We start from the raw sequence: 15,660 nt of genomic DNA, 5'->3' as shown, positions 1-15,660 counted from the left end.
CATTGTGGACACCTCACGGACGCCGAAGGCAGGCGATCTCTCGCCGGCCTCAATATTTGTCGGGGCGTGGCACGAATCTGGCCAGTTCTCTGGTGGCGTCGACGGTCGACCGGAGATGGCCGCGGGGCGCGTCGACCCCGACGTCATCGTCCGAAGGTGGACCTGGCGGCTCTCGCTTGTCGTCGAGTTCGCTCTCGACCTGCGATTGAATTGCCTTGACCTTTACCTCATCTCTGTGGCTGAGCGGGGGTTCCATTTCTTGCAAGAGCATGATCTTCTGCTCGGACATGCGAAACTGCGCTACAAGGCCGGAGTAGACCTTGTCGTCGAGTTCCTCATCAGTCATCACCTCCAGGTCGCCCTGGATGGCCATGAGTTCAGCCTCGAGCCGCACCCATGAACGGCGCAGTTTCTCGTACTGATCGTGCGAGCTCGCGACTCTAAATCCACGCACAACCTGTCCAAGGCCAAAGGAGACGGCCGTGACGATGGCCCAGGTCTGTGACCCCTGGAGAGCCGCAGTGGTGATGACGCTGCCGGTCGTGAAGGAAGTCAGCGAACGATCGATCCCAAGGAGCATCTTCGCCTCGCGGAGCTTGCTCCCGAACAGCCGGGCGCTGACCCGCGCCTGGACGATGCGATCATGGACGCTCTGCACCAGATCGACATTCCTCATGGCGCCCACGTATTGTGCAGCATGGCAGCGACATGTGTGAAGCGTGTGCCGGATTCTTCGCGTAGAAGGTGGGAGGGCCTCCGTGGCCGTGAGTCTCTCTCTCCAGCATGCGGCTGCGCGAGCTGCCCACGATGTGGGGCGCGTGGTAAATGTAACTCGTATGTGAATCGGCAGGCCAAATTGTCAGGCCCCAGGAGCCCTTGCGAGGCGACGGTCTCTAATGCAAGACCAGAGTTGCATCGGGGGCGTATCCGATCCTCGGGAGGCGAATCATGACGCTGCCCTCTGCCGGTTCGGCGGACGAGACCGCGGTGCAGGCCCAGGAGGTCGTCTCCTCTGCGATGAATCGAGTGAGCACCATCGCGGCGGGGCCGGCTTGAAAGGCTGCACGTCGAGCCGCTCGGGGAGGAATGCAATGTTTCGAGTTCGTCGGTGTCTGTAGCGTCTAATTTGTAGCGGGCGTGGGTGCAGACCGCGCCTTTGGGGGCGTCGTCCGGCAAGAAGAGTCCTCTGATTGCGGGGATAGGATGAGAGGGCAATACCTTCGCATACTCGAATGCGCCGAGAGAAGAGTGCGACACCGCCGTGCCGGGCGCGGCGCCTACGATCGACGGCTCGTCGAGGCGTTCGAGGGCCCTGAGAGAGGCGTTCGAGCCGACGCTCCGGGCGTTGGTGTCCTGATTGATAAGCGGAAGAGTCCTGCGGGTCGCCGGCGCAGCGACCGCAAATCGAGGCCGCGCTGAATCGCTCGGCTTGTGCGGAGTGGCGGGGCGCACAGGCGCAGGAAGTGCGGGCTCGGGGGGTGCAGGGGGCGCGAGCGCGGGTGCTGCAGGCGATGCGGGCGCGGGAGCCGCGGGGAGCGGGCGCGCGGGCACCAAGGGGGGCTCAGGACCAGGAGCCACAGGCAGCGGAGGAGCCATCGGGACCACGGGAGCAACAGAGGGGACCAAGATAGGAGACAGCGCAGGGATCCCCCGCCGATCCTTGGAGATGCGTGACCGGCGAAGAAAGCCAGGCTGGGTCCAGGGTTTCCTCGGAAGTTCGACGGCGCGCTCAGACATAATTTCGCGCAGTGTGGGCCGACTCCTAAAATCGCGCCACCTGCGGTCCACGGACCCCTTGCCGGTTGCTCCAGCTCGCATGATTCCCCGGACCAACTCCCGTCTCAAGCCGTTCGGCTGCCAGCGATTCGTGCGCCAGCTCCGGCCGTCTTGCTGACATGGGCCGAATGGTCCCATGGCAATTATTTCTGGCGAGAGCGGGCACGCTGCCGCGACTCCCGGCGCAAGACAGCGCGCGAATCACAGGACTCGCGCGCCGATTGCATTCTCGACTCTTCTTTCTTGAGAAATCACCGCACCGATCATTTGCCGATCAGCACGGTGCCGGCCTTGCCGACCGCGAAGACCTCGCCGGACGGCGCGGCCCAGGCGGCGAACAGCGCCTTGGCGTCGGCGGGGGTGGCGACGGGGCCCCAGCCGATGCCGTCGAAGGCGACGATCGAGGCGACGCCGACGAGCGACTCGCCGACGCCGAACACGCGATTGGTGGCAGTGCCGGCGAACATGTGCAGGTAGCCGTTGAGGCCGGGGTTGACGATCTTCCACGACTGGCCGTCCCAGCGGTGACCGATCCCGCTGTGGCTGGCGGCGGCGTAGGCGAACTGCGGGGTGAGGGCCCACAGCCCGAACGAGGGGTTGGGCGCGGCCATGTTGACGATGTTGGTGCCGTTCCAGCGCAGGGCCCGGTCGGCGGTGATGAAGGCGTCGTCGGCCGAGAAGGCGCGCAAGGAGATCGTGCGGGCCTTGCTGCCGTCGGGGGTGAACACTGCCTGCGGGGTGTAGACGGCGAGCTGGGTCTTGACGCCGCCGGTGACGCGGTACAGCACCTGCTTCTCGCCGTTTTCGTCGTAGACGAGCGCGAGCAGGTCCTCCTGGCCGAGCACCGAGAGGCAGGCGGAGGACTCCCAGATCGGGTTGAGGTCGGCGTACGGCAGCCACTCGAGGCCGTCCCAGCGGATGATCGCGCCGTCGCTGGCGATCGCGTACACGTCGTCGGCGGCGCTGCCGTGGACGCACTCGAGCCGCTTGCCGACGCCGCTGTCGATCGACTTCCAGTTGACGCCGTTGTGGTAGAGCGCGGTGCCGCTGGCGCCGACGACCCACACTGCCTTGGCGTCGCTGCCCCACACGCTGTAGAAGTCGACGTCGCCGGGGACGCTCTGCTTGGTGAAGACGCAGTCGTCGAGGCACGCCGGCGGCGGGGTGAGGCACTCGCCCTGCTGGCAGACCTGATTGGGCCCGCAGGCGGCCGCGTCGGTCCACACGGTGCAACCCGACATCGGGTCGTCGACGCACTCGCTGACGCCCCCGCCGGTGCACTGGCTGGTGCCGGCGTCGCAGGCGTCGACGCAGCCGACCACGCACTCGCCGTCCTGGCACGATTCGTCGGCGTCGCACGGCTCGGGCTCGGACCACTCGAGGCAGCCGCTGCGGCCGACGCCGCAGGTGTGCACGGCCCCGTCGCCGACGCACTGCACGTCGCCGTCCTCGCAGGCGTCGACGCAACCGGTGGTGGTGCTGCTGCTCGTCGTGTCGGTGGTGCTGGAGTCGGAGGTGCCGGTGGCGTCGGAGGTGCCGGTGGTGTCCGTGGTCGCGGTGCCGTCAGTGACGGTCGCGACGCCGGTCTCGGTCGCGCCCGACTCGGAGGCGCTCACCGCCGTCGACATGGTGGCGCCGGTGGTCGGCACGCCGGTCTCGCTCTCGGAGTCGCTGTTCGAGCCGGCCTCGCCGGTGGTCGGCACCACGGTGTCGCTGCCGGTCGCGCCGCTGGTGCTCGTGGTGGCGGTCGTGGTGTCGCCCGAGTTCGAGTCGGAGACGGAGGAGCTGGCGGTGCCGTCGTCGCCGCAGGCGGCCGCGACGACGAGGAGCAGGGGCAGGAGGCGGGGGGAAGCCATGGGCCGGGTATCCCGCGGGCGGCGGTCGGCCGTCAAGGTCGGGGAGTCGATGTGTCTTGAAAGACATGGCTAAACAGACAGATTGTGCCGTCGGTGCGGTTTGATGGGCGATCCGGGGGCGAGGCGCACGACCGGCCCGCGCGCGGGTGGACGCTCGCGGGCGAGCCGGGGCAGACTCGCGCGGCTCATGGACCGCTTCGCCGTCATGCAACTGTTCGTGTGGGTCGTCGAGACCGGCAGCTTCTCGAAGGCGGGCAAGACGGCGGGCGTGGGTCAGCCCGCGGTGAGCAAGCAGATCGCGGCGCTCGAGCAGCGGCTCGGCGTCCAGCTGCTGCGCCGGACCTCGCGCGGCCTCGGCCTCACCGCGGCCGGGCGCGACTACTACGAATCGACGGTGCGCCTGCTCGGCGAGCTGCAGGCCGCGGAGGCGCGGGTGGGCGGCAATCACAGCGCGCCCGAGGGCGTGGTGCGCGTGGCGATCTCGGCCGGCTTCGGGCGGATGTACGTGGTGCCTCGCCTGCCCGAGTTCTTCGCCCGCTATCCGGGCATCACGCTCGACTTCGGCGTCTCGGAGCGGCACGTCAACCTGGTGGAGGACGGGATCGACGTGGCGATCCGGATCGGGCGGCTCGCCGACTCGACCCTGTCGGCGCGCCGGATCGGCAGCGTCGACCTCGTGACCGTGGCCTCGCCCGCGTACCTCGAGCGCCACGGCGAGCCGAGGAGCCCGGGCGAGCTGGCCCACCACGCGTGCGTGACCTTCGTGTTCGACGGCAAGCCGCGGCCGTGGGAGTTCCGGCGCGGCGAGCAGACGGTGACGTTCACGCCGCACGGTCCGGTGCTCTCCAACGACGCCGAGTACATCCGCGCCGCGGTGCTCGCCGGCGTCGGCGTGGCCCAGGCGGCGGGCTGGCTGTTCGCCGCCGAGGTCGCGTCGGGCGCGGCCGTGCGCGTGCTCGCCGACGACAGGCCGGTCTACCACCCGCTCCACGCGGTGGTAGCGAGCGGCCGCCGCGTGCCTCGCAGGGTCAAGGTGTTCGTCGACTTCCTCGCGGAGCTGTTCGCCGACCACCCGAGCTTGCGGCTGCACGCCGCGGAATAGCTCGTATTCCGCGGCCGGCAGTTCTGGCGCCGCGCCGCGGGGCTCATGTTCCGACCGCGCCAGTCACGGCGCAGCTCGAGAGAGCGGAAGGATCGGTCATGGGAAAGTTGAACGGCAAGATCGCGGTCATCACCGGCGGCAGCAGCGGCATCGGCCTGGCGACCGCCAAGAAGTTCGTCGCCGAGGGCGCGCACGTGTTCATCACCGGGCGCCGGCGCGCCGAGCTCGACGCGGCGGTCGCCGCGATCGGCGGGAACGTCACCGCGGTGCAGGGCGACGTCGCCGACCTCGCGGACCTCGATCGCCTGTACGCGAGGGTCGCGGCGGACAAGGGCGTGGTCCACATCGTCGTCGCCAACGCCGGCGTCATCGAGCGTCGCACCCTCGCCGCAGTCACGCCGGAGCACTTCGACAGGACGTTCGCCATCAACGCGCGCGGCGCGTTCTTCACGGTGCAGAAGGCGCTGCCGCTGATGACGCAGGGCGGGTCGATCGTGTTCGTCTCGTCGGCGGTCCACCTCCTGGGTCTGCCGGAGCATGGCGTCTACGCGGCGACCAAGGCGGCGGTGCGGTCGTTCACGCGCACCCTGGCGGCCGAGCTCAAGGGCCGCAAGATCCGCGTCAACAACCTCAGCCCGGGGCCGGTCGAGACGCCGATCATCGACGGCCAGTTCGCGAGCAAGGAGCAGGCCGACGCGGAGCGGGCGGCCTTCGTGGCGGTCACGCCGCTGGCCCGGATCGGCCGTCCGGAGGAGCTCGCCGCGGCGGCGCTGTTCCTCGCCTCGGACGACAGCAGCTTCAGCACCGGCATCGACCTGGTGGCCGACGGCGGGATCTCCCAGGTGTAGCGAAATGAGATGTTCGAAGGGGCATGTTCAATGAGACATGCCCCTTCGGACACCTACGCGTCACGCGGCGGCGAGGCGGAGCAGGGCGGCCAGGACGGCCGGCTCCTCGGCGGCGTTGAAGTGGCGGGCGCCCGGGACCACTTCGACCGCGGCGCTCAGGTGTTCGCGCCACAGGGCGGCGTTGGTCTGGTAGTCGCGGGTGAAGGGGTCGCCGTCGGACAGGAGGACGGTCAGCCGGGGCACGGCCGCGCGCACGCGCTCGAGGTCGGGGAGGTCGTCTTGCCAGGGGCGGATCGTCGGCCACGGCTCGTCGACGCGCCACCAGCCGGCGACCGCGAGCATGCCGGCGATCCGGCAGCCGGCGGGCAGGGCGGCGAGGGCGTGCAGCAGGGCCTGGCAGCCGACGCTGTGGCCGAGGACGAAGGTGTCCCGAAGGACAGCCGGGTCGTCGCCGAGGAGCCGGCCGAGCGCCGGCGGCCAGGTGTCGAGGCGCGGCGTGCCGGGGTTCGGCAGGTCTGCGACCACGACCGGGTCGAACGGCCGGCCCGGCGCGCTGGCGAGGGCGTCGACCAGCCAGGGGTAGTAGTCGGAGCGCGGAGTGCCGGCCCAGCGCGGGGCGACGAGGAGGCGAGGCATCGCCGAGAAGGATAGCCGGAGCCGCGCGCGAGGGGCGAGGTCGGCGCGCGACGACCGGCGCGTCTCGGCGGGCGATGCAGCCACGTGCTCCGGCGACGCCAGTGCGTCCTCGCGGCGGGTTAAAATGGCGTAAAAGACATGCCCTGAAGGACATGTCCTTTGTCGCTACAGCAGCAGACCCGGGAGCGGGCCGGAGCCGACGTCGACGTCGTTCTCGCCGTAGTTGGCGATCGAGGTCTGGCCCATCGCGTGGAGGATGCCGACGAGCAGGCGGTGGTGGGCGACGTCCTGGTGGGTGACGAAGCGGCCGCTATTCAGAAAAGATTTGCCGCCGAGGATGACGAACGGCATCTCGGTGAACTGGTGGGTCTGGCCGTGGCCGACCTCGGTGCCCCACACGATCATGGTGTTGTCGAGCATGGTGCCGTCGCCCTCGGGCACGGCGGCGAGGGCGTCGGCCAGCTCGCGGACCTTCTCGGCGTAGTAGCGGCGGATGCCCCGCAGGTAGGCCTCGGCCTCGCTGCCCTCCGGGGCGTTGTGGGTGTGCGCGTGGTGGAAGTCGGTCATGGGCGCCGGGATCCACGGGTACGTGTTGGCGTCCCACTCGCCGCGCGCGACCTGCAGGGTGGCCACGCGCGTGAGGTCGCAGCGCAGCGCGGCGGCGAGCAGCTGGATGTGCCGCGACAGCACCTCCGCGCTCGACTCGTTGGCCGTGAAGTCGATCGGCTCGCCGAGCGGCGGGACCTCGCACTGATAGCCGTTGATCAGCGCGGTCTCGATGTCGCCGAGCGCCGCCAGGTGCGACTCGATCTTCGGCCGCTCGTCGCTGCCGACCTTGAACCTCAGGCCCTCGAGCTCGGCGCGCACGACGTCCATCGAGCTCATCCGCTTGGTCTTGAGCCGCTCGTAGGCCTCCTTGTCGAGCGCCGCCAGGCCGAACAGCTGGTCCCACGCGTGCTGCGGGTCCTCGTACAGCTCGGTCGGGGTGTCGGGCGCGGTGAACGACATGCGGTTGGCGACGTGGACGCCGCCGACCTGATAGCCGAGGTGCAACGAATTGAGGGGCGTGGCGCCGGCGAGGCCCTGGGCGATGACCTGATCGATCGAGGCGTTGACGTTGCCGCCCCAGCCGAGCGGGTCGTCGGGCGGGGCGCCGCCGTGCTTGTACTTGTCGCCGGGCAGCTGCTCGGAGCCGGTGAAGAGGAGCGGCATGCCGCGCGTGTGCGGGCCGGCGCCGCCCTGGCCGTTGAGGCGCATGCCCTTGAGGACGATCAGGTTGTCCTGTTGATAGGGCGCGAGCGGGGCCAGCAGCTCGGGCAAGACGAAGTCGGTCTCGCTGCCCTCGGGGTTCCAGAACTTGTGGAGGGTGCCGTGCGGCGTGTAGACGAGGATCAGCCGGCGCGGGGCGGGGTCGGTCTCGCCGCGGGCGTCGAGCAGCGGGACGAAGGGGGCGCACGCGGCCCCGAGCCCGAGCGCCTGCAGCAGCTTGCGACGGCCCCAGCGGCCGCTCTTGCGATGGTTCGTTGCGGTCATGGCGGCGGGCTCCTTCACTGGGCGGCGAACACCAGGGTGCGGAAGGCGGGGCTGGTGACGATGTCGCCGAGCAGGGCCCGCATGTCGCCGTCGTGCGCGGCGAAGCGGTCCTGGAGGTCGGCGACCTGGCAGGTGTCGGCGGTGGCGAGGATCCGTCCGAGCGCGTAGGTGGTCCACTGGAAGGCGACGCAGTCGCGCACGACGGGGTCGTCGGCGAGCAGCTGCGCCAGCTCGACGGGGCCCTCGAACGGCTTGTCGGTGATGCCGTAGCCGCGCAGGACGCCGCTCTCGTCGACGGGCAGGCCGTTCTCCTGCTCGCGCACGACGCCGAACGCGTCGTAGCCCTCGAAGCCGAAGCCGATGCCGTCGATGTAGAGGTGACAGCCGGCGCAGCTCGGCTCGCTCGAGTGTTTTTCGAAGCGCTCGCGGGTGGTGGCGTCGGGGTCGGGCGGCGGCGGGAAGATGTTGTTCGGCGGGGCCGGCAAGAAGGTGCAGAGCAGGCTCTCGAGCACGACGACGCCGCGCAGCACCGGCGAGGACTGGCCGGGGTTGGCGTGGGTCGCTAGCCAGCCGACTTGCGTGAGCAGGCCGGCGCGGCGGGCCGGGTCGAGCTGGACGTAGCCGCCGGGCTCGGCCGGCTGGGCCAGGCCGTAGAGGCCGAGCAGCTCGTCGGGGACCGGGGAGTAGGGGGCGGTCAGCAAGGTCGAGAGGCGGGCGTCGTCGTCGCGGACCACCATCGCCATGAAGTCGGCGGCCTCGCGCTTCATCGCCTCGCGCAGGTCGTCGCCGAACTCCGGCACCAGCGGGTGCGGGGCCTTCTCGACCCAGTCGAGGTGGTCGAGCTCGAGCCACTGGACCGCGAAGGCCCCGAGGCCGCGTCGCGCCCTGTCGTCGGCGAGCATGCGCTCGAGCTGCGCGAGTAATTGCGCGTCGTCCTCGAGCAGGCCGGCGTCGGCGGCGGCGCGCAGGGCGTCGTCGGGCATGCTGTTCCACAGGAAGTAGGACAGGCGCGCGGCCAGCTCGTGGTCGCCGAGCGGGGTCCAGCCGCGCGAGTCGGGCGCGGCGGCGCCGAGTTCGACCTGGTAGAGGAAGTACGGCGACTGCAGCATGGTGGCGATCACCTGCCGCACTGCCGTCGCCGGGGTCTCGCCCGCGAGCGCGCGGGTGACGTCGTAGACCCCGACGTAGCGATCGATCTCCTCGGTCGTCAGCGGCTTGCGCAGCGCCCGGGCCCCGAAGTCGCGCACGAATTCGCGGACGCAGGTCGTCAGCTCGGGGGCGTCGGGCGCGAGGTTCTGCACGTCGCACGGGACCAGGCCGGCGAGGTCGGCGATGCCCGCGACCTGCTCGGCGATGTCGGCCAGCGAGCTGACGCCGATGGTGTCGAGCGGGACGACGACGTTGCTGTCGAAGGTGCCGACCTTGGCGTCGAGGCCGGCGAGCGCGGCCGAGGGGACGTCGGCGACGCCGAGCAGGTCCTGGATCGTGTAGTCGTACTGGGCGCGGGTGAGGCGGCGCAGCGGGGTGGGCGAGAGGTCGATCGTCTGGCACTCGTCGGCCGGCGGGGCGTCACCGGTGGTCGGCTCGCTCGCGGTGGTGGCCGCGTCGGTGGTGCCGACGGTGCCGGCGCCTTCGGTGGCGCCAGGGTCGGGCCCGTCGCCGGTGCTCGCGGCGCCGCTGTAGCAGCCGCTGGCGACCGTGCAAAGCCACAATGATGCGCTGATCGATCGCCGCTGCATCCTCACCTCCGCGTCCCCTGCATCCTCCATGTTTGCGGCGGCGACGAAGAGGGTGTCAAGGCCACGCGAACGCGCGCATGCACGAGGCAGTGACGCGGCGAGGGGCCGGATGTCCCGATGGCCAGGGACCCCGTCGGTGCGAGGCGCGCCCCACTGCGGCGGGGTCACGCGATCGATCGGCGCTCGTGCGTGCTCGAGGATGGTGGGGAGCGCGGGGCGGAGATCGGGGGCGCGCTGTGGACGACGCGGGCCACGACCCGAGCGCGGCAGTCGAGGACGTAGCGAGGTGGGGCTCGCCCCGTGTTCGCGAAGGCGGGGTGCGGCTCGTCGCCGCCATCTGCACTCACGTGTCGAGAAGCGAAGTGCGAGAGGGGCGACGCGGTAGGCTCATGAGCAGCGGCATGAACCTCTCCGAGCTCCGCGCCCAGATGGCGAAGAACCTGTGGTTTCGCGGGCCGTCCGGAGCGCATCCGCGGCTGGACGGGCTGCGCGCGGCGACGGAGCGGTGGGCCACGTCGCTGCGCGAGCAGACCGGGCTGTGCACCACGCTGTTCGGGATGGAAGGGCCGAACGCTTACTTCCGGATCTTCATCGCCCTCGCCGCCGATCTCCCCGACCACCCCTCGGAGCTCGACTACGACGAGGTCGAGGCCCGCGGTCCGGCCGAGTACCTCGAGATCCGCAGCTGCGCGGTGATGCCGGTCGCGGAGTGCACGTGGCATTCGTTCCGGGTCGAGGACGACGAGTGGGAGCACGACGTCTTCGATCTGTTCGACGAGCGGTGGTTCGCGGGTCGTGAGACGAGGAGGGCGCTCGCCGAACTGGTCGTGCGCCTCGGCGAGGGGGCGGGGCTGGCGGTGCTGAGCTGGGAGCTCACCCACGCTCCCGCCGATCCGGAGTGGCCGCGGCCGGAGTTCGCGCCCGAGGCGCCGGAGCTGCGGCACTTCTTGTTCCCCGGGTACTTCGACTGATGCGGCCGCGCGCGAGACGCGAGCGCGCAGCGGCCGGGGCGGTACGTGCAGTCACAGGGGCGGTCCCGGCTTGACCGCGGCGGCGCCGCGGGACAGTGTGTCGGCCGTGCCGCTCGCACCCGCGCGCGTCGTCCTGCTGGCAGCCTTGCTGCTGGGGGCAGCGTGTACGAGCGCGCCGGTGGACACGGGCAAGGCGGCCGCGGGGCCGCAGCCGCGGGCGGTCGAGGTGGCGGAGGCTCGGGCCGCGCCGCATCCGCGTATTCTGACGCTCTCGGGCACTCTGGCGGCGCTCGAGAAGGTGCAGGTGGCGGCGCGGGTCGAGGGGCCGATCACGGAGGTGAAGGTCGACCTCGGCGACCGGGTGACGCGCGAGCAGGAGCTGGCGGCGATCCGGCCGATCGACTACCGCGCGCGGGTGTCGGAGATCGAGGCCTCGCTGGCGCAGGCGGAGAGCGACGTGAAGCGGCTCGAGAGCCTCGGCGGGGTGGCGACGCAGGAGGAGCTCGAGCGGGCGCGGACGCGGCTGGCGGGGGCCAAGGCGCAGCGCTCGCAGGCGTCGCGCCAGCTCGGCGACACGACGGTGCGGGCGCCGTTCGCGGGGGCGATCGCGGCCCGCCACGTGGCCCCGGGGACCTACGTGAAGCCGGGCTCGCCGCTGTTCGACCTGGTGGCCGACGACCAGCTGCGCCTCACCGTCGAGGTGCCCGAGCGCTACGCGGCGCTGGTCCAGGTCGGCACGCCGGCGACGATCACCCTCAAGGACTCGCTGGTCGGCGAGCCCGGCGAGGCGGGGGCGAAGATCGCCGAGGGCGCCGGCGCGGCCCGGGCCGCGGTCACGCGGGTGTCGCCGGTGGTCTCGCCGACCACGCGCACGTTCACCGTCGAGGCCGTGTTCTCGCCGGCCGGCAGCGTGCTCCGCCCGGGCATGTTCACCGTCGCCACCCTGTCGCTCGGCCACGAGGCCGGCAGCGTCCGGGTGCCGCGGGCCGCCGTGTTCCACGTGCTCGGCCGCGACCGGGTGATGCGCGTCGAGGACGGGGTGGCGCTCGCCCACGACGTCGACCTGATCGCCGAAGAGGGCGGCGACGCGATCGTCCTCGGCCTCGAGCCCGGCTCGCAGGTGATCGTCCGCGGGGCGGCGCTGATCGCCCCGGGCACGCCGGTGGCGCCCTCCGCGGTGAAGGACATGCCCGCGGGGACAGGTGACGAGGGACAGGGCGCGAAGGACATGTCCGCGGGGGCAGGCGAGAAAGGCGCGGAGACGAAGGCCGCGGCGGCGCTGCCGGCGCCTGCAGGAAAGGACATGCCCGAAGGGGCAGGCGAGAAGGGGAAGGCGCCGTGACGCTGTCGGAGATCTGCGTCCGCCGGCCGGTCTTCACCCTGATGTTGATCTTCGCGTGCATGACCTTCGGCGTGCTGTCGTTCCGCACGCTCGGGGTCGACCAGTTCCCGGACGTCGAGATCCCGGTGGTCACGGTGACGACCACGCTGCGCGGGGCCAGTCCGGAGGAGATCGAGACCCAGGTCTCGAAGATCGTCGAGGACGCGGTCAGCACCGCCGAGGGCATCGACGAGCTGCGCTCGACGTCGCTCGAGGGCGTGTCGGTGGTCACGATCAACTTCCTGCTCGACCGCGACCGCGACCAGGCGACCCAGGACGTGCGCGACAAGGTCGCGGCGGCGATCAAGAACCTGCCCGAAGGGACAGACCCGCCGGTGGTCACCCGCTTCGACACGACGGCGGTGCCGGTGATCACTCTGGTGGTGTCGTCGGACCGCCGCGACCTGCGCGAGGTCACCGAGATGGCGCGCAAGCAGGTGCTGGAGCCGCTGCAGGGGGTCGCCGGGGTCGGGCAGATCCAGCTGACCGGCGGGCAGCGGCGGGCCTTCAACGTGCTGCTCGACGCCGACGCGCTGGCGGCCCAGGGGCTGTCGATCCAGCAGGTGCGGCAGGCGATCGAGCAGCAGAACCTCGAGCTGCCGGGCGGGCGGCTCGAGAGCTCAGGGCGCGAAGAGGTGCTGCGGACGATGGCCCGCGTGCAGGACGCGCGCGAGCTGCGGCGGCTGGTGGTGGCCGAGCGCCAGGGCGCGCCGGTGGTGCTCGGGCAGATCGCCGAGGTCGAGGACGGCACCGAGGACCCGCGCTCGCTGTCGCGGCTTGACGGCGAGAACGCGGTCGCGCTGGTGGTGCAGAAGCAGGCCGGCACCAACACGGTCGAGGTCGTCGACACGATCCTGAAGCGCATCGAGACGCTGAAGCGCAGCCTGCCCGGCGACATCGAGGTCACGCCGATCCGCGACGCCTCGCGCTTCATCCGCAGGTCGATCCACGAGGTCGAGCTCCACCTGGTCCTCGGCGCCCTGCTGGCCAGCGTGTCGGTGCTGCTGTTCATGGGCTCGCTGCGCTCGACGCTGATCGCGGCGCTGGCGATCCCGTGCTCGATCGTCACCACCTTCGCGGTCCTCAACGCGCTCGACTACACGCTCAACAACTTCACCCTGCTGGCGCTGACGCTGGCGGTCGGCATCGTCATCGACGACGCGATCGTGGTGCTCGAGAACGTGTACCGCCGGGTCGAGCACGGCGAGCCGCCGATGCAGGCCGCGATCGACGGGACGCGCGAGATCACCCTGGCGGTGTTCGCCACCACCCTGTCGCTGATCGTCATCTTCCTGCCGACGGCGTTCATGGAGGGCCGCATCGGCCGGTTCTGGCGCTCGTTCGGCATCACCACGGCGTTCTCGATCGGGGTGTCGCTGTTCGTGTCGCTGACGCTGACGCCGATGCTGTGCTCGCGCCTGCTGAAGCGGCCGAAGCACAGGGATCGGGACAAGCCGGGCCTGGTCGCGCGCCTCAACGACGGGCTCGACCGCGGCTACGCGTGGCTGGTCCGCTGGTCGCTCAACTGGCGCTGGCTGGTGGTCGCGCTGTCGCTGGCGACCGTGGCGACGGTGGTGCCGCTCGGCCAGCGGATCGGCAAGGACTTCATCCCCAAGGACGACACCAGCGAGTTCATGGTGGTGCTCACCATGCCGGAGGGGTCGAGCCTCGAGGCGAGCTCGGCGATGGCGGCGCGCATCGAGGGCCACCTCCGCGAGCTCCGCGGGGTCGAGCGGCTGTTTACCAGCATCGGCGCGGCCCGCGGCGGCGACGACGTCACCGAGGTCCAGATCTACGTGCAGGTGACGGACATCGAGCACCGCGACTATCCGCTCGAGGCGGTGCAGAAGCAGGCCCGCGCGGCGCTGCGGCCGTACCCGGACCTGCGCCCGAGCGTGCAGGACCTCGGCGGCATGGGCGGCGGCGGGCGCCGGACCCAGCTCGCGTTCTCGCTGCGCGGCCCCGACCTCGAGCAGCTCGGCGAGTACACCGCGACCCTGATGGCGAAGATGGCCGAGGACCCGGGCTTCGTCGACATCGACTCGTCGGCGGCGGTGCGCAAGCCGGAGGTGCGGGTCAAGATCGACCGCGACCGCGCCGCCGACCTCGGGGTGCGCGCCGGCGAGATCGCGGCGGCGCTGCGGACGATGGTCGGCGGCGAGCCGATCTCGAAGATCCGCGAGGGCGCCGAGCAGTACGACCTGTGGCTGCGCCTCCGGCCGGAGGACCGGCGCGACGTCGACTCGCTGCGCGGCCTCCCGATCCAGGCCCGCAGCGGGCTGATTCGCCTCGAGGCGCTGGCCGACTTCGAGCGCGAGCGCGGGCCGGCGCAGATCGATCGGCTGGGACGGATCCGCCAGGTCGAGCTCGGGGCGAACCTCGACGGCCTGCCGCTCGGCGACGCGGTCGCGCGCGTGCAGGCGATGATCGACGAGCTGAAGCTGCCGCCGGAGTACGAGGTGGTCTTCACCGGGCGGGCGAAGACCATGAGCGAGACGATCACGAACTTCCTCAGCGCGCTCGCGCTGTCGTTCTTGTTCATGTACATGGTCCTGGCGGCGCAGTTCGAGAGCCTGCTGCACCCGGTGACGATCATGCTGTCGCTGCCGCTGTCGCTGCCGTTCGCGCTGGTGTCGCTGATGCTGCTCGGCGACACGCTCAACATCTACTCGACGTTCGGCGTGTTCATGCTGTTCGGGATCATCAAGAAGAACGGCATCCTGCAGGTCGACTACACCAACACCCTGCGCGAGCGCGGCGAGGCCCGCGACGCGGCGATCGTCGAGGCCAACAAGACCCGCCTGCGGCCGATCTTGATGACGACGATCACGCTGATCGCCGGCATGATCCCGATCGCGCTCGGCAAGGGCCCCGGGGCGGCGTCGCGGGCGTCGATGGCCAAGGTCATCATCGGCGGGCAGGCGCTGTCGCTGCTGATCACCCTGCTCATCGTGCCGGTCGCCTACTCGCTGTTCGACGACGCCGGCAACGCGCTGGGCCGGCTCGGCCGCCGGGTCCGCGGGCAGAAGGACGAGGCCTGATGTGCACGCTGCTGTTCGCGCTCGGGGTGCACCCGCGCTACTCGCTGGTGCTGGCGGCCAACCGCGACGAGTTCTACGCCCGCAAGACCGCGCCGGCCGGGTGGTGGCGCGAGACGCCGGCGCTGTTCGCCGGCCGCGACCTGCAGGCCGGCGGGACGTGGTTCGGGGTGACCCGCGGCGGTCGCTGGGCGGCGCTGACGAACGTACGTGACCCTTCGGACATCCGCCTCGACGTCCGCTCGCGCGGCGAGCTGGTGGCGGACTACCTGCGCGGCGCGGCCGGGCCGGGCGAGTACGTGGCGGCGATCGCGGGCGAGCGCTACGCCGGCTTCAACCTGGTGTGCGGCGATCCGGGTGGCGTTTGGTACATGAACAACAAGACAGGTGATCGCCAGCGCCTGGGTCCGGGGGTGTACGGGATCAGCAACGCCGCCCTCGACACGCCGTGGCCGAAGGTGGTGCGCGGCAAGTCGGGGCTGTCGCGGCTGCTGACGGGCGCGGAGATCGAGCCGGAGGCGATCATGGCGATGCTGGCCGACGCGACGCCGGCGACCGACGCCGAGTTGCCGGACACGGGCGTCGGGCTCGAGCTCGAGCGGGCCCTGTCGCCGCTGTGCATCGCCATGCCGGGCTACGGCACGCGCGTGTCGACGGCGATGCTGGTCGCCAGCGACGGCTGGACGCTGTGCCGCGAGCAGGCGACGGTGCCGGGGCCTCAGCCGGCGAGCGCCGAGGTCAAGTTCCGGCGCGAAGGCGCATAAAAGGGCGCAGGGCGTC

The 15,660-nt window shown here is 71.1% G+C and carries 11 protein-coding genes; 6 read left to right on the top strand and 5 right to left on the bottom strand.

Features of this window, described 5'->3' with window-relative positions; translation table 11 throughout:
* Window positions 1–49: 49 nt before the first annotated feature.
* Complete coding sequence (locus tag O0S08_RS40630) at window positions 50–676, bottom strand: hypothetical protein (protein ID WP_269034885.1); 627 nt, start codon at window positions 674–676, stop codon at window positions 50–52.
* A 1,363-nt stretch (window positions 677–2,039) separates the two neighbouring features.
* A complete protein-coding gene (locus O0S08_RS40625) occupies window positions 2,040–3,632 on the bottom strand; it encodes a hypothetical protein (RefSeq protein WP_269034884.1) in 1,593 nt (530 codons plus the stop codon).
* 187 nt (window positions 3,633–3,819) lie between these two features.
* On the opposite strand from O0S08_RS40625, the gene O0S08_RS40620 reads away from it, so the two are divergent.
* Window positions 3,820–4,734, top strand: a complete 915-nt coding sequence (locus O0S08_RS40620) for a LysR family transcriptional regulator (protein WP_269034883.1) — start codon at window positions 3,820–3,822, stop codon at window positions 4,732–4,734.
* Between the two features lie 98 nt (window positions 4,735–4,832).
* Complete coding sequence (locus O0S08_RS40615; RefSeq protein WP_269034882.1) at window positions 4,833–5,582, top strand: SDR family NAD(P)-dependent oxidoreductase; 750 nt, start codon at window positions 4,833–4,835, stop codon at window positions 5,580–5,582.
* 60 nt (window positions 5,583–5,642) lie between these two features.
* On the opposite strand, the gene O0S08_RS40610 is transcribed toward O0S08_RS40615, so the two are convergent.
* From O0S08_RS40610 to O0S08_RS40600, 3 genes are all read right to left on the bottom strand, one after another.
* On the bottom strand, window positions 5,643–6,218 hold the full coding sequence (locus tag O0S08_RS40610; protein ID WP_269034881.1) for an alpha/beta hydrolase: 576 nt from the start codon (window positions 6,216–6,218) through the stop codon (window positions 5,643–5,645).
* Between the two features lie 165 nt (window positions 6,219–6,383).
* Entirely contained in the window at window positions 6,384–7,751 is a 1,368-nt protein-coding gene (locus O0S08_RS40605; protein ID WP_269034880.1) for a DUF1552 domain-containing protein, read from the bottom strand.
* A gap of 14 nt (window positions 7,752–7,765) precedes the next feature.
* Window positions 7,766–9,490: a DUF1592 domain-containing protein gene (locus O0S08_RS40600; RefSeq protein ID WP_269034879.1), complete on the bottom strand. Its 1,725-nt coding sequence runs from the start codon at window positions 9,488–9,490 to the stop codon at window positions 7,766–7,768.
* A 401-nt stretch (window positions 9,491–9,891) separates the two neighbouring features.
* Between O0S08_RS40600 and O0S08_RS40595 the strand changes: the two genes are divergently transcribed.
* The 4 genes from O0S08_RS40595 to O0S08_RS40580 all read left to right on the top strand — a co-directional run bounded on the left by O0S08_RS40595 (window position 9,892) and on the right by O0S08_RS40580 (window position 15,644).
* Entirely contained in the window at window positions 9,892–10,461 is a 570-nt protein-coding gene (locus O0S08_RS40595) for a hypothetical protein (RefSeq protein ID WP_269034878.1), read from the top strand.
* Window positions 10,462–10,567: 106 nt separating this feature from the next.
* Window positions 10,568–11,803, top strand: coding sequence for an efflux RND transporter periplasmic adaptor subunit (locus tag O0S08_RS40590; RefSeq protein WP_269034877.1), 1,236 nt, complete (start codon window positions 10,568–10,570; stop codon window positions 11,801–11,803).
* Window positions 11,800–14,883, top strand: a complete 3,084-nt coding sequence (locus O0S08_RS40585; protein ID WP_269034876.1) for an efflux RND transporter permease subunit — start codon at window positions 11,800–11,802, stop codon at window positions 14,881–14,883. The genes O0S08_RS40590 and O0S08_RS40585 overlap by 4 nt, the downstream gene beginning before the upstream one ends.
* Window positions 14,883–15,644, top strand: a complete 762-nt coding sequence (locus O0S08_RS40580) for an NRDE family protein (RefSeq protein ID WP_269034875.1) — start codon at window positions 14,883–14,885, stop codon at window positions 15,642–15,644. The genes O0S08_RS40585 and O0S08_RS40580 overlap by 1 nt, the downstream gene beginning before the upstream one ends.
* Window positions 15,645–15,660: the final 16 nt, after the last annotated feature.

Source organism: Nannocystis punicea (genome assembly GCF_026965555.1).
In the GTDB taxonomy this organism is placed as follows: Bacteria; Myxococcota_A; Polyangia; order Nannocystales; family Nannocystaceae; genus Nannocystis; species Nannocystis punicea.
The sequence above is the reverse complement of the archived record's forward strand: the minus strand, read 5'-3'. Positions and strand labels throughout refer to the sequence as shown.